Source organism: Erwinia sp. MYb416, assembly GCF_037479575.1.
GTDB classification, from domain to species: Bacteria; Pseudomonadota; Gammaproteobacteria; order Enterobacterales; family Enterobacteriaceae; genus Erwinia; species Erwinia rhapontici.
In genome coordinates, this window is sequence record NZ_JBBGYT010000422.1 from 83,892 (window position 1) to 100,323 (window position 16,432).

Sequence of the window (16,432 nt, forward strand, 5' to 3'; positions counted from 1 at the left end):
GGCTTACTGCTGGCAGTGACGGCAGAAAAAGGTGCTGCGCTGCCCGTGCTTACTGCTCTCGATTGGCATGCCGCACTGTCGGCAAGGTTCACCCGCACGGCCATAAACCTGCAGTTCCTGCGCAAAATACCCGGGCTTACCGTCACTTTGTAGAAAGTCGCGTAAGGTAGTACCACCTTGCTCAATAGAACGCAGCAGGACCGCTTTGATGGTGGCAACCAGCAGCCCGGTGTCGGCTTCAGTTAAGTCCATTGCAGGACGATCGGGTAAGATCCCCGCCACAAACAGCGATTCACTTGCGTAGATATTTCCCACGCCCACCACCACTTTGTTATCCATCAGCCAGGGTTTGACCGCTGTACGCTTACCCCGTGATTTTTCAAACAGATATGCGGCTGAAAAATCCTCGCTAAGCGGCTCTGGCCCCAGATGCGACAGCACAGAGCTGGCGGCAAGGTCAGGACACCACAACCAGGCACCAAAGCGGCGTGGATCGGTATAACGCAGAACCTTACCGTTGCTCATGACAAGATCAACATGATCGTGCTTTGCCGCAGGCAGGTCTTCCGGCAATACGCGCAGGCTGCCCGACATTCCAAGATGCACAATGATCCAGCCTGTTGGCAGTTCCAGCAGCAGATATTTAGCACGGCGCTGGACGCTCAGAACGGGCTGGTCACTCAGAGCATGGATTTCTTGCGAAACAGGCCAGCGAAGGCGTGCATTACGCACCACTGCATGCAGAATCGTTGCTCCAACAAGATGTGGCTCGATCCCGCGTCGACTGGTTTCGACCTCTGGTAACTCTGGCATTGCCTCGCCTCCGTAGCGCCTGGCCAATTTTTCACACTGCAGCGTACTATACAGAAAACCCCAGAAACAAAAAAACCCGGCCGGGGCCGGGTTTTTCATCCACTGAGATTAATTACTTAATCTTAGCTTCTTTATAGATCACGTGCTGGCGGACAACTGGATCGAATTTCTTCAGTTCCAATTTTTCCGGCTTAGTACGTTTGTTCTTCGTGGTGGTATAGAAGTGACCTGTACCAGCAGAAGAAACCAGCTTGATCTTCTCACGAATACCTTTAGCCATGTTTCAGTTCCTTACCTTAGTACTTCTCACCGCGGGCACGGAGATCGGCCAAGACCGTATCAATACCCTTTTTATCAATTACGCGCATGCCATTGGCAGATACGCGCAGTGTAACGAAGCGCTTTTCGCTCTCAATCCAAAAACGATGAGAGTGCAGGTTCGGCAGGAAACGGCGTTTCGTCGCGTTCATTGCGTGGGAACGGTTGTTACCCGTTACCGGACGCTTGCCAGTTACTTGGCAGACTCGTGACATGTCTATTCTCCAAAAATCAAATCAGCTCGAGCTTTAAAAATAAGGTTCTGGCCGCCTCGTCAGGCTTATAGCCCATCCAGGCGAGTTCTATGTGAACCCGCTGAGTAGGCTCAAACGCCAAACCCGAGATTCTCAAAGGTGGCGTAGTATACGCCCTGAAGCGCGACCGCTCAAGTCCCGAACAGATAAAGATCCCTAAGGATCGCGTACATTTGTCTTTTTTGTACAGGAAGCGTCCGGTTTATGCACTGTATTTCCTGAACTAAATCGTAAAACGGTTAAATAACAGCCCACTCATTATAGCCATCCCCGCTCAGCAAAAGACACATACTCACCCCGCCCGATCACCATATGGTCAAGTACCCGGATATTCATCAGGGTACAGGCACGCACAATTTGCTGCGTTATATCACGATCGGCGCGGCTGGGTTCTGCCAGCCCGGATGGGTGATTATGCGCCAGAATGACCGCCGCTGCATTGCGTTTTAGCGCTTCGCGTATAATCTCACGGGGGTGCACTTCAACGCTGTTGAGCGTGCCACTGAACATTTCACTGGTATGAATGACCCGATGCTGATTATCAAAAAAGACCACCTGGAAAATCTCCCTTTCCCGGTGCGCCAGTGAGCTGTTAAGAAAATCCAGCATCTGTTCAGCACTGCTGACAACACGGTTTTCCAATGCCTGCTGGCAGGTAAAGCAGCGCCGGGCGAGTTCGGCCACCGCATTGAGTTGCGCATATTTTGCCATGCCGATACCGTGAATCGCCTGAAAATCTTCGGCGGGTGCCGTCATCAATTGGTGTAACGAGCCAAATACGTCAAGCAACCGCTGCGCCAGCGTCATCACGTGGACCCCACGCGTTCCGATGCGCAGGAAAATAGCCAGCAGTTCAACATCACTCAGCGTTTGTGCGCCACATTTCAACAATTTTTCACGCGGGGGTAACCCCATCCAGTTCTCATCCATCTGCCGTTTCTCCTTCCTGAAGATAAAAAAGCATGGCATTATATACAGTAGTTTCCTATTGCGATGTGCTGACTTTACGCGCCAGCTCGCAAAAAATGTGTGGTGCTAACCCGCCCGCCGGAGTGTGATAAAATAATCAGATTACGGCGCGAGAGCACCGGGCAGGCTAAACAGAAGGCGAACAGCAACATGATGGGATTAACCGGAAAACGTATTGTTCTTGGCGTCAGTGGGGGTATCGCTGCCTATAAAACCCCTGAACTGGTACGCAGGTTACGCGACCGTGGCGCAGAAGTACGTGTCGTCATGACTCACGCAGCGAAAGCCTTTATCACCCCACTCAGTTTGCAGGCTGTATCTGGCTATCCGGTTTCCGACGATTTACTCGACCCGGCTGCTGAGGCCGCTATGGGTCATATTGAATTGGGGAAATGGGCAGATCTGGTCATCCTTGCCCCTGCAACTGCGGACCTGATCGCCCGTGTTGCCGCGGGTATGGCGAACGACCTGGTGACGACCCTTTGCCTCGCAACGGCAGCACCGGTGGCAATTGTCCCGGCAATGAACCAGCAGATGTACCGCGCACTGCCTACCCAGCATAATGTACAACTGCTGGCACAACGCGGAGTGCTGGTTTGGGGCCCTGACAGCGGCAGCCAGGCCTGTGGCGATATCGGCCCAGGGCGTATGCTCGACCCGCTGGCGATTGTTGACCTGGCGATAAACTGGGCTGCTCCCGTCAACGATCTGCAACATCTCAATATTATGATCACCGCCGGCCCGACCCGGGAAGCACTCGATCCGGTGCGTTTTATCAGCAATCACAGCTCAGGAAAGATGGGGTTTGCTATTGCGGCGGCGGCGGCGCAACGCGGTGCCAGCGTCACGCTGGTGGCGGGCCCGGTTACGTTGCCGACACCGGCAGGCGTTAATCGTATTGATGTCACTTCGGCGCTGGACATGCAGCAGGCAGTGATGGCGCAGGCAGCCGCTCAACAGATCTTTATTGGTTGTGCGGCAGTAGCCGACTACAGGGCGGCGGCAGTGGCGGAAGAAAAAATCAAAAAACAGGGCGAAGAAATCACCCTGCGAATGATAAAAAATCCCGATATTGTGGCAGGTGTTGCAGCGATGCCGCACGACAGACCGTATGTTGTAGGATTTGCCGCTGAAACCCAGAATGTGGAAGAATACGCACAACAAAAACGGACGCGCAAGAATCTGGACTTGATCTGCGCCAATGATGTAGCCAAAACCGGGCAGGGTTTCAACAGTGATACCAATGCTCTTCACCTTTTTTGGCAGGAGGGAGATAAAGCCTTACCGCTCTGCGATAAGACACTCCTTGGCCAACAGCTATTAGACGAGATTGTCAGCCTTTATGATGAAAAAAATCGACGTTAAGATTCTTGATGCGCGAGTCGGCACCGACTTCCCCCTGCCAACCTACGCCACGTCAGGTTCTGCCGGGCTTGATTTGCGTGCCTGCCTGGATGAAGCCTTTGTGCTTGAGCCTGGTGTAACAACGCTGGTGCCAACGGGTTTAGCGATTCATATTGCTGACCCACAGCTGGCTGCCGTGATCCTGCCGCGTTCCGGGCTGGGGCATAAGCATGGCGTCGTTCTGGGTAACCTGGTCGGTTTGATCGATTCCGATTATCAGGGTCAACTGATGGTTTCCGTCTGGAACCGTGGGCAAGACTCCTTTACTATCGAACCCGGCGAACGTATTGCGCAGATGGTTTTCGTGCCTGTCGTCCAGGCCGAGTTCAATCTGGTCAACGACTTTGACACCAGCGTGCGTGGTGAAGGTGGTTTCGGCCATTCTGGTCGCCAGTAATTCTCCACGGGCCGCACAACGATAATCTGAATTGACTCGCCGTGACCACGCGTTCACGGACGTTGTGTGGGCCTTTGCCCGTTTTATGGTGATGTTTTCAGGGGTCTTTTAAGACATGGTAGAAAAGAAGAGTGCGAAAAGGAATCGCCGCGAAGAAATTCTACAGGCGCTGGCGCAAATGCTGGAGTCTGGTGATGGCAGCCAGCGCATCACCACCGCCAAACTGGCGGCGAATGTAGGGGTTTCTGAAGCAGCGCTTTACCGGCATTTTCCCAGCAAAACCAAGATGTTTGACAGCCTGATCGAATTTATTGAAGACAGCCTGATTACGCGCATCAATCTGATTCTGAAAGATGAAAAAGAGACGCTTCCGCGCCTACGTATGATCACTCAGTTAATTCTGGGCTTTGGTGAGCGTAATCCGGGTTTAACGCGCATTCTGACCGGCCATGCGCTGATGTTCGAACAGGATCGCTTACAGGGGCGTATAAACCAGCTTTTTGAACGTATTGAGGTGCAGCTGCGCCAGGTGATGCGTGAGAAGAAAATGCGTGAAGGTGAAGGGTTTATTACCGATGAAACGCTGCTGGCCAGCCAGCTACTGGCATTTTGCGAGGGATTGCTGTCACGGTTTGTTCGTTCCGAATTCCGCTATCGCCCTACCGTCGACTTCGACGTACGCTGGCCACTACTGGCCGCACAACTCGTGTAATGTTGCGGGTCGACCAGAAAGAGGGTCGCCCCGCACAACGACATCCTGTCAGATACCAAACTCGCTGCGATAAGCACGTACAGCAATCAGATGATCGGCCATTTCTGGCTTTTCTTCCAGGTAAGCAATCAGTTCTTTTAGCGTGATGATCGAAATCACCTGACATCCATAATCACGTTCCACTTCCTGAATCGCTGAGATTTCGCCACGTCCGCGTTCCTGACGGTCGAGGGAAATCAATACGCCAGCCAGCGTCGCCTGATGCGCCGCGATAATTTCCATCGATTCGCGAATAGCCGTGCCTGCAGTGATCACATCATCCACCAGCATGATTTTACCCTGCAACGGGCTGCCCACCAGCGTGCCACCTTCGCCATGGGTTTTGGCTTCTTTGCGGTTAAAACAGTAAGGAACATCACGGTCGTGATGATCGGCCAGAGCTACCACCGTCGTGGTCGCAATCGGGATGCCTTTATAGGCTGGGCCAAAGACCAGATCGAAATCGATACCCGAATCCACCAGTGCCTGGGCATAGAAACGGCCCAGCAGGGCAAGATCACGCCCGGTATTGAACAGACCGGCGTTAAAGAAATAAGGGCTTTTGCGCCCTGATTTCAGCGTGAACTCACCAAACTTCAGCACCTGCTTGTTGATGGCGAATTCGATAAATTGGCGCTGCCAGGCTTTCATGTCGTTTTCCTCAAATAGGGGGCATAAAAAAGGCGACTTCATCGTCGCCTGAAAAAATCAGTTGGCCAGCGCCGCTTTTTGCGCTGCAACCAGAGTATCGATACCGCCTCGTGCCAGCTCCAACAGCTTCAGCAGTTCGTCATGAGTGAACGGTTCACCTTCTGCGGTGCCCTGCACTTCAATCATGCGACCGTCTTCCGTCATCACCACATTCATGTCGGTTTCGGCGGCAGAGTCCTCAACGTACTCCAGATCGCACAGCGCTTCGCCCTTGACGATGCCAACAGAGATCGCGGCGACCATGCCTTTCATCGGGTTAGTCTTCAGCTTACCGATAGAGACGAGATGGTTCAGCGCATCAGCCAGTGCCACGCAAGCTCCGGTGATGGAGGCAGTACGGGTGCCACCGTCGGCCTGTAACACGTCACAGTCCAGGGTAATGGTGAATTCACCCAGCGCCTTCAGATCAATTGCCGCACGCAGCGAGCGGGCGATTAAACGCTGGATTTCCAGGGTACGACCGCCCTGCTTCCCTTTAGCCGCTTCACGCGCATTACGGCTGTGGGTGGCACGTGGCAGCATGCCGTATTCGGCGGTGACCCAACCCTGGCCCTGACCTTTCAGAAAACGTGGTACGCCTTCATCAATGGTGGCGGTACACAGAACTTTGGTATCACCGAATTCAACCAGCACAGAGCCTTCTGCATGTTTGGTGTAATGACGGGTCAGGGTGACGGGGCGCACCTGTTGTGCGCTACGGCCTGATGGACGCATAATTTCTCTCCGGCTAGCTAAACATAATTGGCTGCGCATTATACGGATTTCGCCATGGATTGCCTATCGCAGGCGAAACTGAACGCAGTTTGTTATGAAAATAACGACTATTTAAACGCTAAAACAGCCAGATAGCGCCCGGCTGGATGTAAATCAAACTGAAATATGGCTAAATGCCTCTCATCATCAATCATTCCTCATGCCGGACCTGCGTATGACCTCTGTTTTTCATTTTATTCTGGCCCTGGCCATTATCTGCTGCCTGGCGTTACTGTTCAGTAATGACCGGAAAAAAATTCGCCCACGCGTGCTGTTGCAACTGGTTGTCATTGAAGCTGCCCTCGCCTGGTTCTTCCTGCACGCTTCTGGTGGGCTGACCGTTGTTACCGTCTTTTCAGGCTTCTTTGAGGTTCTGCTGAAATACGCAGCGCAGGGAACCGATTTTGTCTTCGGCGGGATGAGTTCACAGGGGCTGGCGTTTATCTTCCTCGGCGTGCTCTGCCCAATTGTCTTTATCTCTGCCCTGATCGGGATTTTGCAGCACCTTAAAATTCTGCCGCTGTTGATCAGGGGCGTTGGCACCGTTCTCTCTAAAGTTAACGGTATGGGTAAGCTGGAGTCATTTAATGCCGTCAGCACGCTGATCCTCGGCCAGTCGGAAAACTTTATCGCCTATAAAGGTATCCTGGCAGAGATTTCACCACGTCGCCTCTACTCAATGGCAGCGGCCGCGATGTCCACCGTGTCGCTGTCGATTGTTGGCGCCTATATGTCGATGATTGAGCCACGCTATGTTGTGGCGGCGCTGATCCTCAACATGTTCAGTACCTTTATCATCCTGTCGATTATCAACCCGACACCGGTGGGCGATGAGCCGGAGATTCGTCTGGAAAAGCTGCACGAAGATCAGAGCTTCTTTGAAATGCTGGGTGAATACATTCTGGCTGGCTTTAAAGTGGCGATGATCATTCTGGCCATGCTGATTGGCTTTATCGCCTTAATTGCAGCGGTGAATGCCGTGTTCTCAGCCGTTTTCGGCATTAGCTTCCAGCAGATCCTCGGCTATGTGTTCTGGCCATTTGCGTGGCTGATTGGCATCCCGACCGCAGATGCTCTGCCGGCTGCCAGTATTATGGCGACAAAGCTGGTAACGAACGAGTTTGTGGCCATGATTGAGCTGAAGAAAATCGCCGCAGAATTGTCGCCGCGCGGACTGGGTATTCTGTCGGTGTTCCTGGTCTCCTTCGCGAACTTTGCCTCTATCGGCATCGTCGCCGGGGCGATAAAAGGGTTGAATGAGCAACAGGGGAATGTGGTTTCACGCTACGGCCTGAAGCTGATTTACGGCTCCACGCTGGTCAGCTTGCTCTCTGCAGCCTTTGCCGGGCTGGTGCTGTAATCTCTACACCCGGCGCATTCGCGCCGGGTGTTCTTGATTAAAAGACAGGTCAGAACGCCACACAGGCCGCCGCATCCACCCGCATCACTGAATCCTGGGCAAAGCGCTGTTTATAAATAGCACGCAGTGCCTCAATCCCCTGTTCACTGGCTTTATCCGGAGCATGGATCAGCAGCAGCGCCTTGCTGTTTTCCCGCGCCAGTTTTCCATCATTTCCCAGCCACTGCCCTTTTGCCGCAAAGACCGTCAACCCTGCTTTGAAGCGAGGTGTGACTTCTGAATCAACAAACGTCTGCCATTCTGCCTCGGTGATAACGGCACCCTGCGGGCGATTCAGACCGAAGTAGAGGGTAGTTTGCGTCAGGGCGTCGCCCACGGTACAGATCGGGGCGGTCATCTGGCTGGCTGGCCGTGACGGTGTCGTGCAGCCTGACAGCGCCAGTACCAGAAGGGAAAATGTGAATACGCGCGGCATCATAGTGGCTCCTGAAGTGAGTGATGTTTCTTATTTCGGCATCTTAAGCTTCTGGCAACAAAACGTCAGCCAAAACACGGCCATTTGACCGAATGCCTGTTAAGGCATCGTAAGCATCGCTATAATCGCTGCATCTTTTCCTAATAACGGTACGCAAAATGATCCGCAGCATGACAGCTTATGCCCGACGCGAAACGAAAGGCGAATGGGGCAGCGCAGCCTGGGAGCTGCGTTCCGTCAACCAGCGCTATCTTGAAACCTATATTCGTCTGCCAGAGCAGTTTCGTGGCCTGGAACCGGTAATTCGTGAACGCATTCGTAATCGTCTAACCCGTGGGAAAATCGAAGTTAACCTGCGTTTCGACGCTGACCCGCGTGCCCAAAGTTCGCTGGTACTGAATGAAAAACTGGCCATCCAGCTGGTGCAGGCTGCCAACTGGGTCAAAATGCAGAGCGACGAGGGTGAAATCAATCCGGTCGATATCCTGCGCTGGCCTGGCGTGATGTCAGCCGAAGAGCAGGATCTGGATGCGATTTCTGCCCAGTTGCTGAAGGCGCTGGATGCTGCCATCGACGAATTTATTATTGCGCGTGAAAGCGAAGGCACGGCTCTGAAAGCGCTGATTGAACAGCGTCTGGAAGGGGTGAGCGCGGAAGTGATCAAAGTCCGTACGCATATGCCAGAAGTACTCAAATGGCAACGTGAACGACTGGTTACCCGCCTGGAAGAGGCGCAGGTACAGCTGGAAAATAATCGCCTGGAGCAAGAGCTGGTGATGCTGGCGCAGCGTGTGGACGTCGCGGAAGAGCTGGACCGTCTGGAAGCCCATGTGAAAGAAACCTATAACATCCTGAAGAAGAAGGAAGCGGTCGGCCGCCGCCTCGACTTTATGATGCAGGAGTTCAACCGTGAGTCGAACACACTGGGATCAAAATCCATTAATGCTGATATCACCGCTTCTGCCATTGAGCTGAAAGTGCTGATTGAGCAGATGAGAGAACAGATTCAGAACATCGAGTAATGCAATGCTCACTGTGTAAAAAAGCCCTGTTTACAGGGCTTTTTTATGCTGTTTTCCCGCCGCCAGCAACAGCGGCTCACGATAGATCCAGTGAAAACTGAAATCCTGTTCGCTGTGCAGACTTATTTCCCCGATGATCACTATATCCATCTGGGCTTTAGACAGCGATTAAAGTTAAACATTGATTCCTTTCATAGCGATTTTACAGTGAATATTATTCAGAACCACAATATCTGACGCATCGAGTATCAGGTCAGCAGCCGCTGCGTTCTCTGCGAGATACTGTGCAGGTATCAAAATCCTCGGCCAAACAGCAATAGGAAGAACGTCTCCGACAAGGTAAACTATCCCCTTACTTTATTATGGATTTACTTAAGGATTATCATGGAAACGTTACCTCCTTGCCCAAAATGTCACTCAGAATATAGCTGGCAAGATGGCGTGATGCTCAACTGCCCGGAATGTGGCCACGTGTGGGCTGATGGCGCTGACGCCGCGACTGATGACACCCTGATTGTTAAAGATGCCAACGGCAACCTGCTGGCAGATGGCGATAGCGTCACGGTGATTAAAGACCTTAAAGTCAAAGGCAGTTCAACACCGCTGAAGATTGGCACCAAAGTAAAAAGCATTCGCCTGGTAGAAGGTGACCACAATATTGACTGCAAAATCGATGGCTTTGGCCCGATGAAATTGAAGTCTGAGTTTGTGAAAAAGAACTGATCCCAGCCAGTAGCCTCTGCGCTACTGGTTCCCTTTCCTCACCCGCCCGATTTGCCCTCAGGATTGAAACTGCTAGTATCACAAGGCACCCGCTTACGGTGTTAGGGGCGTACGGCGCTCAACGGACCGGTTCAATATTCCCCAGGAGGCAGAGTGAACAAGACGTTAGGCGTGTTTTTCCCGCTTTATACCACTACGCTGTTAATGCTGCTCGGTTCCGGGTTGCTGACGACCTATGTTTCCCTGCGTCTGACATCGGCCCATGTCTCCGGCGGTCTGATCGGGGCCATTATTGCAGCGAACTACATCGGCCTGGTGATCGGCGGCAAAGTGGGTCATTTTCTCATCGCCCGCGTCGGCCATATTCGTACCTATGTTTCCTGCGCCGGTATTATTACCGCGGCCGTGCTGTGCCACGGGCTAACCGGGTTTATCCCGGTCTGGGTCGGGCTGCGGTTGATCATCGGTCTGTGCATGATGTGCCAATATATGGTGCTGGAAAGCTGGCTTAACGACCAGTCAGAATCTGAACAGCGTGGCAAAGTCTTTGGCTGCTATATGGTGGCGACCTACCTCGGCATGTCGCTCGGGCAGGTGGTGCTGATGCTGCAAACCGATCTGGGTCTGAGCACGTTGCTGTTAATCGCCCTCTGTTTCTCACTCTGTCTGGTGCCAATTGCCTTGACCACGCGGACACACGCCCGCCAGCTTTCCCCAGCCCCGATGGAGTTGCGGTATTTTATCGGTGCTATCCCTAAAGTACTCGCAACCACCCTCGCTATTGGCATGCTGGTCGGCTCTTTTTATGGACTAGCACCGGTTTATGCCAGTCAGCAAGATCTGACAACAGGCCAAACCGGTCTGTTTATGGCCATCGCTATTTTTGCCGGGCTGGTCGCACAGTTTCCTCTCAGCTGGTTGTCTGATCGCTATAACCGCACCCTGCTGATGCGACTAAATGCCATTGTGCTGATTGTTGCAGCGCTACCCCTGGCAGTCCTGCCACACATCAGTTTCTCGCTGCTGCTGGGGCTGGGTTTTATCGTCAGTATGCTGCAGTTTTCGCTATATCCTCTGGCTGTCGCTCTGGCGAATGACCTGGTTGAGCCGGAAAGACGCGTCTCACTGGCAGCGTGCCTGCTGATGGCCTTTGGTGTCGGCGCCAGTATTGGTCCACTGGTCGTAGGCCTGCTAATGGAGCCTCTGGGGGGCAATACGCTTTATGCCTTCTTTGCGCTGTGTGGCCTGATCATTGTCGGCCTGAGCAGAACAGTGAAGGAAGACGAGGCACAATTTGTTGAGGATGCGCCCGTTCCACATATTGCGATGCCAGACAGCCTGATGAGTTCTCCGCTTTCTCCGGCACTGAATCCGGCATTTGATGAACAGATGATTGAGGAAACGATGCCCTCTTTTGATAGCGAATCGCTGACGGAAGAAGAAGCAACCTCGGCACAGGGAGCCGACCCCGATGAAGAAACCGGACTGAAAAAAGCCTGGGAAAAATTGTAAGTCGTCAGACAGGCTGCTGACGGGAAATAACGCTTCCCACATCGAGAGACCAGGCTTTGCCCTGGTCCCCCACGATTCGAGCGTGCTGTTCTCTTGCAGAACAGAAGGACTGAATGTCCGACAGATACCACTTGCCCCACATGGGTAATACTGCCCCAATGATGCCCCTCGTGATGACAGTTAATCACCTGGGGCATTTTCGTCTTGGTGTCGCTACCAAAAATAAGAACAACCGCATTAGAAATAATCGCTACAACTGAAAAAATGGAAATAACCTTCCAACTAAATACTATTTTTACCTTACGATACCAAAAAACTAGATTAACCCTTTTGCGTATGCATAGCGTATCAGCTCAATGTTAGAGGAGACACCCAGCCTACGCATCGCATTATACTTTTGAGTGGAAATTGTGCTGATGGTTCTGTTTTGGCGCACTGCAATTTCTGACAACGTGTATCCAGAAGAGAATAGTCTAATCACCTCTAACTCTTTAGGAGTAAGAGGGCTTCCTTTTTCCTTTCCTTTTACTAGATAATTCTTAACATGGCTACATGATGAAGAGAAGAAATACCCTTGCTGGGTCATGACGTGTTGGCAAGCCATTACCGTTTCCTCTACAGGGTCAGATTTACTAACGATTGACTTAACGCCATAATCGCATGCACTTCTCAGAATGGCTGTATTACTTTGTGAGGTAAGCAGGACAACCTTCACATCAGGAAACCGCCCTTTTAGAGCACGAAGCTTGGCAAACCCATCCATCGTCGAACGGTCTGAACTCAATGAAAAATCAGTAATAACTATGTCCGTTTGTTTAGAAGCCAGACCTGACAATAAGTTTTTCCCACATATTGTTTCGTTTGAAACAACGAACAAATCGCTATTTTCGAACAGCATCTTTATCGAATATATGATATGTGGGTGGTCATCAGAGATTGCTATTGTGTGCCGGTTAGACATACTCCCTCCATGTAGATTATCATCACAGCCCTGAATAAACATTCCGTTCATTAACAATTTCACAAAACATCTTAAATGCGCTCAGTACGGAATGGCAAGCAATTTGCACCAGATAAAAGCAAAGCATTGACTTACCTGTAATAAAAAAAACATAAATTAATGATGATAATTATAACCAGCTGGATATTTATAAATAAAATCTGAACACTTTAGAACAAAAAAATCATAAAATATAACTGTAAAACCAAACACAGAGAGACTTATTTATCAAACAATAATAATCAATAAAATCAGACAGACTCCATTCTGAAAACATCCATTTACACTCATTCCTATTTCATCTCCACGCATTTATTGTTTTGCTACGGCATTCATCGTTAGTGGCCCCCCGTTGAGCCACCTCATACGACAAGGCTTCCCCTGTGAAAATTTCAGTCGCCGTTTTGACGCTAACCCCTTAGGATTGCCGCCAGGTTTTAAGGAGATGGCAATGTTACTCACGGTCCTTTATATCATCGGTATTACAGCGGAAGCCATGACAGGCGCACTGGCGGCTGGCCGTCGCAAGATGGATATGTTCGGTGTGATCATCATCGCGTCTGTCACCGCGATTGGCGGGGGTTCAGTCCGCGATATGCTGCTAGGACATTACCCACTCGGTTGGGTGAAACATCCTGAATACATCATGATTGTTGCTGCCGCCGCCGTCATCACTACGCTGGCAGCCCCCCTCATGCCCCACCTTCGTAAGGTTTTTCTTGTCCTTGATGCATTAGGCCTGGTGGTCTTTTCCATCATTGGTGCGCAGGTAGCGCTGGATATGGGGCACGCTGGAATTATTGCAGCCATCAGCGCAGTTGTGACGGGTGTGTTTGGCGGTGTTCTCCGCGATATGTTCTGCAACCAGATCCCCCTGGTTTTCCAGAAAGAGCTTTATGCTGGCATCGCCTTCGCCTCGGGCTGGGTCTACATTCTTTTGCTAAAAACCGCGCTGCCCACGGAAACTGTCATTATCATTACGCTGCTAGCCGGATTCATCGCTCGTTTGTTGGCGCTTCGTTTCAAACTGGGCTTGCCTGTATTCAATTACCCGCACGATGACCATTAATCTGATGATACAGCCAGGGCGGCCGGCTCCTCCAACCAATGGATAAGCTGCCGCACCTCCTGATGTTGCAGGAAATTGATAATCTTTTGCGCCAGCCCGTCACCAATACCGGGTAACGTCTGCCACTCCTCTACCGTGCGTGACAATAGCTGCGACCAGCTATCATCCACCAGTGCATTCATGGCCTTCTCAGGGATCGGAACACCTAATGCCCTGACCCAACGCTTGAAAGGCCGCTGTCGACTTAAGCGAAATTGCTGCCAGAAAAGATGTGATCTCGCCTCTCCGATTCCAGGAACAACCTTTAACTGTTCCTGCGACAGTGCCAGCCATGAAAACAAGTGTGTCAGATAGCCCGACTGAAGCAACTGCTGCCAGTTCTGGCGCCCCATACCCGTCAGGTTAAGCGCAGACTTACTGCTCAGCCACTCCAGCCGTGCCAGGAACTGCTGCCGACATTCTGGTGTCAGATGAAGGCAACTAAGATGACTGAAAGATGCCGCATCGGGAAACTGAGGATAATCTCGCTGCGCCACCCGCCACAGTACCTCATTCAGACGCGGGATCCCCTGACCCGCAAGATCAATACTGACGTGGTCTCCGGCGATCACATTCCATTTCCGCCAGCGTGACACTGAGCCAACATTCACCCGACTGATGCGTTTGTCATCCAGCTGTACTGGTTGCAGAATAAGCACCACATTCGTTTTTCCCGTACGGCCAACAGAAAACGCCACGGAACGGACTTCGCTGGTCGCTTGCGGTGGGGGATATTTCCAGGCCACCGCCCAGTTCCCCTGGCCAGGGATCCAGTTCCATCCCTGTTCCGATGGGAGGCTATGTACCACAACACCATCGGTAACAAAGGACAACGGCTGATGGAACCAGCGCTCACGCCAGCTTTCGACTTCGTCTGCGCCAGTCACTCTGTGCGTCCATTCACTGACATCGGGAAAACCCGCCTGACGCAGAGCCAACAGGCGCTGTGTTAAGTTTTCCGGTCCGTCTGGCCATGCCCAGACAAACAGACCGATATGCGGCAGCACTTCGGCAGGTGTTTTCGCCATTAATGCACCGGCAACAATTGAACGGGCATTTTTTCCCCCATCAGTAGCCTGCTGGTGATCGGTCATCTTGAGATACAATTCGCCCTGAAAAATCTGCTGCCTGGACAACAACGGAATCGTAAGGGGAATATCGCTAATCAACGCAGCTTTTGTCGTCCAGTCTTCGCCTGACAGGCCGTTACCACGACTGATCATCTTTACCAGTTTTCCCTGACGATAGATCAGCGTAACAGCCACTCCATCAATCTTCGGTTGTACCCAGAGCTCTCGCCTGTTAATCATCCAGTGGGCTACATCATCCTTACGGGACAGTTTTCGGACCCCGACATGGGCGACAGGATGTGACACCTTGCCATCGGTCTTCAGCACTGGCGGGTGAGGCTCGAGAGTGGGATGAAAACAACGTTGCCACTGCTGTAACTTACTGCGCAGAGCATCATAGTGCTCATCGGTCACCACGCTTTTCCCCTGACGATGGTAGAGGTCATCCCACTGAATGAGTTGGGCTTCAAGACCCGCGATCTCCTCCTCAGCGCGTGTGGGCGCCCAAACCGGACACATTGCCGAAACCCCGAGGCTAAAAAGCCAGACCAGTAAAATGAGATAGTGCATCCCTGCTTCTCCTGCGCATTCAATGAATACCCGGCAGTAAAACGCAGCAAAGGGGAACTGGCGAGGGGGAAAGCAGAATGATGGAAGCTGGCTTCAGGGGTTTCTGCTGCAGGGCACATCACACGACAAAAAACTTGAGAAACATTGTCCATTTCGACAGAAAAAGGCGTATTACAGGGCCTAAACGCTGCATCACGCGCTGCACCTGTGTATACTGTGCAGGAAGTAGACTCCGCTTTATTGGCATATCAAGAATAATCATGGCTCAAGGTACACTTTTTATTGTTTCCGCCCCCAGCGGCGCGGGTAAATCCAGTCTGATTCAGGCGTTGTTGAAAACGCAACCGCTGTACGATACTCAGGTATCTGTTTCCCACACCACACGTGGGGTACGGCCGGGTGAAAATCACGGTGAGCACTATTACTTCGTCAATCACGACGAATTCCGCACCATGATCAGCGAAGATGCGTTCCTCGAACATGCTGAAGTGTTCGGCAATTACTATGGAACATCGCGTAAAGCGATTGAACAAGTGTTGTCGACTGGCGTTGATGTGTTTCTTGATATTGACTGGCAGGGTGCAAAACAGATTCGCGAGAAAATGCCGGCAGCCCGCAGCATTTTTGTGCTGCCACCGTCGAAAGACGAACTGGACCGCCGCCTGCGTGGCCGCGGCCAGGACAGCGAAGAAGTGATTACCAAGCGTATGGCGCAGGCTGTTGCCGAAATGAGCCATTACGCAGAGTACGATTACCTGATCGTGAATGATGATTTCGATCTGGCATTGTCCGATTTGAAAAACATTATTCGCGCAGAGCGTCTGCGTATGGCTCGTCAAAAAGCCCGTCATGATGCTTTAATCAGCAAACTATTGGCAGACTGAGGACAACTCAGTATGATGCCCAGTCATTTCGTCACCACCCGTGGAGTATCACACTTATGGCACGCGTAACCGTACAGGACGCAGTAGAAAAAATTGGTAACCGTTTTGACCTGGTTCTGGTAGCAGCACGTCGCGCACGTCAGATGCAGATTGGTGGTAAAGACCCACTGGTTCCTGAAGAGAACGACAAATCTACCGTTATCGCGCTGCGCGAAATCGAAGAAGGCCTGATCACGAATCAGATCCTCGACGTTCGCGATCGCCAGGAGCAGCAAGAGCAGGAAGCCGCTGAATTGCAGGCTGTTACCGCTATCGCTGAAGGTCGTCGTTAATTCGCT

General features: G+C 51.9%; 19 protein-coding genes. 10 read left to right on the top strand and 9 right to left on the bottom strand.

Annotated elements, in window-relative coordinates; all coding sequences use genetic code 11:
- Nucleotides 1-3: 3 nt before the first annotated feature.
- The 4 genes from mutM to radC all read right to left on the bottom strand — a co-directional run bounded on the left by mutM (nt 4) and on the right by radC (nt 2,315).
- Nucleotides 4-813 carry a bifunctional DNA-formamidopyrimidine glycosylase/DNA-(apurinic or apyrimidinic site) lyase gene (mutM, locus tag WH277_RS07640; protein WP_133846446.1) on the bottom strand — a complete coding sequence of 270 codons (810 nt, stop codon included), beginning with the start codon at nt 811-813 and terminating at the stop codon, nt 4-6.
- Between the two features lie 112 nt (nt 814-925).
- Nucleotides 926-1,093: a 50S ribosomal protein L33 gene (gene rpmG / locus WH277_RS07645; protein WP_001051798.1), complete on the bottom strand. Its 168-nt coding sequence runs from the start codon at nt 1,091-1,093 to the stop codon at nt 926-928.
- A gap of 16 nt (nt 1,094-1,109) precedes the next feature.
- On the bottom strand, nt 1,110-1,346 hold the full coding sequence (rpmB, locus tag WH277_RS07650) for a 50S ribosomal protein L28 (RefSeq protein WP_062746922.1): 237 nt from the start codon (nt 1,344-1,346) through the stop codon (nt 1,110-1,112).
- Between the two features lie 297 nt (nt 1,347-1,643).
- On the bottom strand, nt 1,644-2,315 hold the full coding sequence (gene radC, locus WH277_RS07655; protein WP_133846447.1) for a RadC family protein: 672 nt from the start codon (nt 2,313-2,315) through the stop codon (nt 1,644-1,646).
- Nucleotides 2,316-2,504: 189 nt separating this feature from the next.
- Here radC and coaBC point away from each other — a divergent pair, with 189 nt between their 5' ends.
- The 3 genes from coaBC (at nt 2,505) to slmA (ending at nt 4,867) form a co-directional block, all read left to right on the top strand.
- Entirely contained in the window at nt 2,505-3,719 is a 1,215-nt protein-coding gene (coaBC, locus tag WH277_RS07660) for a bifunctional phosphopantothenoylcysteine decarboxylase/phosphopantothenate--cysteine ligase CoaBC (RefSeq protein ID WP_133846448.1), read from the top strand.
- Entirely contained in the window at nt 3,697-4,155 is a 459-nt protein-coding gene (gene dut, locus WH277_RS07665) for a dUTP diphosphatase (protein WP_133846449.1), read from the top strand. The genes coaBC and dut overlap by 23 nt, the downstream gene beginning before the upstream one ends.
- A 115-nt stretch (nt 4,156-4,270) precedes the next feature.
- Nucleotides 4,271-4,867, top strand: coding sequence for a nucleoid occlusion factor SlmA (gene slmA, locus WH277_RS07670; protein ID WP_133846450.1), 597 nt, complete (start codon nt 4,271-4,273; stop codon nt 4,865-4,867).
- Between the two features lie 48 nt (nt 4,868-4,915).
- Here slmA and pyrE read toward each other — a convergent pair whose 3' ends face one another.
- Together pyrE and rph are read right to left on the bottom strand one after the other, a co-directional pair.
- Nucleotides 4,916-5,557, bottom strand: a complete 642-nt coding sequence (gene pyrE / locus WH277_RS07675) for an orotate phosphoribosyltransferase (RefSeq protein WP_159338307.1) — start codon at nt 5,555-5,557, stop codon at nt 4,916-4,918.
- 57 nt (nt 5,558-5,614) lie between these two features.
- Nucleotides 5,615-6,331: a ribonuclease PH gene (gene rph, locus WH277_RS07680; protein WP_133846452.1), complete on the bottom strand. Its 717-nt coding sequence runs from the start codon at nt 6,329-6,331 to the stop codon at nt 5,615-5,617.
- Nucleotides 6,332-6,545: 214 nt separating this feature from the next.
- On the opposite strand from rph, the gene WH277_RS07685 reads away from it, so the two are divergent.
- On the top strand, nt 6,546-7,730 hold the full coding sequence (locus tag WH277_RS07685) for a NupC/NupG family nucleoside CNT transporter (protein ID WP_133846453.1): 1,185 nt from the start codon (nt 6,546-6,548) through the stop codon (nt 7,728-7,730).
- Between the two features lie 49 nt (nt 7,731-7,779).
- Here WH277_RS07685 and WH277_RS07690 read toward each other — a convergent pair whose 3' ends face one another.
- Nucleotides 7,780-8,208: a DUF3574 domain-containing protein gene (locus WH277_RS07690; protein WP_133846454.1), complete on the bottom strand. Its 429-nt coding sequence runs from the start codon at nt 8,206-8,208 to the stop codon at nt 7,780-7,782.
- Nucleotides 8,209-8,363: 155 nt separating this feature from the next.
- Between WH277_RS07690 and WH277_RS07695 the strand changes: the two genes are divergently transcribed.
- The 3 genes from WH277_RS07695 to WH277_RS07705 all read left to right on the top strand — a co-directional run bounded on the left by WH277_RS07695 (nt 8,364) and on the right by WH277_RS07705 (nt 11,462).
- A complete protein-coding gene (locus tag WH277_RS07695; protein ID WP_133846455.1) occupies nt 8,364-9,227 on the top strand; it encodes a YicC/YloC family endoribonuclease in 864 nt (287 codons plus the stop codon).
- Between the two features lie 384 nt (nt 9,228-9,611).
- Nucleotides 9,612-9,950 carry a zinc ribbon domain-containing protein YjdM gene (locus WH277_RS07700; protein ID WP_133846456.1) on the top strand — a complete coding sequence of 113 codons (339 nt, stop codon included), beginning with the start codon at nt 9,612-9,614 and terminating at the stop codon, nt 9,948-9,950.
- Nucleotides 9,951-10,103: 153 nt separating this feature from the next.
- The gene (locus WH277_RS07705; protein WP_133846457.1) at nt 10,104-11,462 is read left to right on the top strand and encodes an MFS transporter; all 1,359 of its coding nucleotides are present in this window, start codon (nt 10,104-10,106) and stop codon (nt 11,460-11,462) included.
- Nucleotides 11,463-11,778: 316 nt separating this feature from the next.
- Here WH277_RS07705 and WH277_RS07710 read toward each other — a convergent pair whose 3' ends face one another.
- Complete coding sequence (locus WH277_RS07710) at nt 11,779-12,423, bottom strand: response regulator transcription factor (protein WP_133846458.1); 645 nt, start codon at nt 12,421-12,423, stop codon at nt 11,779-11,781.
- Nucleotides 12,424-12,913: 490 nt separating this feature from the next.
- On the opposite strand from WH277_RS07710, the gene WH277_RS07715 reads away from it, so the two are divergent.
- Nucleotides 12,914-13,531 carry a trimeric intracellular cation channel family protein gene (locus tag WH277_RS07715; protein WP_133846459.1) on the top strand — a complete coding sequence of 206 codons (618 nt, stop codon included), beginning with the start codon at nt 12,914-12,916 and terminating at the stop codon, nt 13,529-13,531.
- On the opposite strand, the gene ligB is transcribed toward WH277_RS07715, so the two are convergent.
- Entirely contained in the window at nt 13,528-15,210 is a 1,683-nt protein-coding gene (gene ligB / locus WH277_RS07720) for an NAD-dependent DNA ligase LigB (RefSeq protein ID WP_339505173.1), read from the bottom strand. The two genes, WH277_RS07715 and ligB, sit on opposite strands and share 4 nt — an antisense overlap.
- Before the next feature lie 260 nt (nt 15,211-15,470).
- On the opposite strand from ligB, the gene gmk reads away from it, so the two are divergent.
- Nucleotides 15,471-16,094, top strand: coding sequence for a guanylate kinase (gmk, locus tag WH277_RS07725; protein ID WP_133846461.1), 624 nt, complete (start codon nt 15,471-15,473; stop codon nt 16,092-16,094).
- A gap of 56 nt (nt 16,095-16,150) precedes the next feature.
- A complete protein-coding gene (gene rpoZ, locus WH277_RS07730) occupies nt 16,151-16,426 on the top strand; it encodes a DNA-directed RNA polymerase subunit omega (RefSeq protein WP_133846462.1) in 276 nt (91 codons plus the stop codon).
- The last annotated feature ends 6 nt before the right edge of the window (nt 16,427-16,432 follow it).

Coding starts and splice junctions, on each gene's coding strand:
- mutM (WP_133846446.1), bottom strand. CDS start 813: ATGCCAGAGTTACCAGAGGTCGAAACCAGTCGACGCGGGATCGAGCCA.
- rpmG (WP_001051798.1), bottom strand. CDS start 1,093: ATGGCTAAAGGTATTCGTGAGAAGATCAAGCTGGTTTCTTCTGCTGGT.
- rpmB (WP_062746922.1), bottom strand. CDS start 1,346: ATGTCACGAGTCTGCCAAGTAACTGGCAAGCGTCCGGTAACGGGTAAC.
- radC (WP_133846447.1), bottom strand. CDS start 2,315: ATGGATGAGAACTGGATGGGGTTACCCCCGCGTGAAAAATTGTTGAAA.
- coaBC (WP_133846448.1), top strand. CDS start 2,505: ATGATGGGATTAACCGGAAAACGTATTGTTCTTGGCGTCAGTGGGGGT.
- dut (WP_133846449.1), top strand. CDS start 3,697: ATGATGAAAAAAATCGACGTTAAGATTCTTGATGCGCGAGTCGGCACC.
- slmA (WP_133846450.1), top strand. CDS start 4,271: ATGGTAGAAAAGAAGAGTGCGAAAAGGAATCGCCGCGAAGAAATTCTA.
- pyrE (WP_159338307.1), bottom strand. CDS start 5,557: ATGAAAGCCTGGCAGCGCCAATTTATCGAATTCGCCATCAACAAGCAG.
- rph (WP_133846452.1), bottom strand. CDS start 6,331: ATGCGTCCATCAGGCCGTAGCGCACAACAGGTGCGCCCCGTCACCCTG.
- WH277_RS07685 (WP_133846453.1), top strand. CDS start 6,546: ATGACCTCTGTTTTTCATTTTATTCTGGCCCTGGCCATTATCTGCTGC.
- WH277_RS07690 (WP_133846454.1), bottom strand. CDS start 8,208: ATGATGCCGCGCGTATTCACATTTTCCCTTCTGGTACTGGCGCTGTCA.
- WH277_RS07695 (WP_133846455.1), top strand. CDS start 8,364: ATGATCCGCAGCATGACAGCTTATGCCCGACGCGAAACGAAAGGCGAA.
- WH277_RS07700 (WP_133846456.1), top strand. CDS start 9,612: ATGGAAACGTTACCTCCTTGCCCAAAATGTCACTCAGAATATAGCTGG.
- WH277_RS07710 (WP_133846458.1), bottom strand. CDS start 12,423: ATGTCTAACCGGCACACAATAGCAATCTCTGATGACCACCCACATATC.
- WH277_RS07715 (WP_133846459.1), top strand. CDS start 12,914: ATGTTACTCACGGTCCTTTATATCATCGGTATTACAGCGGAAGCCATG.
- ligB (WP_339505173.1), bottom strand. CDS start 15,210: ATGCACTATCTCATTTTACTGGTCTGGCTTTTTAGCCTCGGGGTTTCG.
- gmk (WP_133846461.1), top strand. CDS start 15,471: ATGGCTCAAGGTACACTTTTTATTGTTTCCGCCCCCAGCGGCGCGGGT.
- rpoZ (WP_133846462.1), top strand. CDS start 16,151: ATGGCACGCGTAACCGTACAGGACGCAGTAGAAAAAATTGGTAACCGT.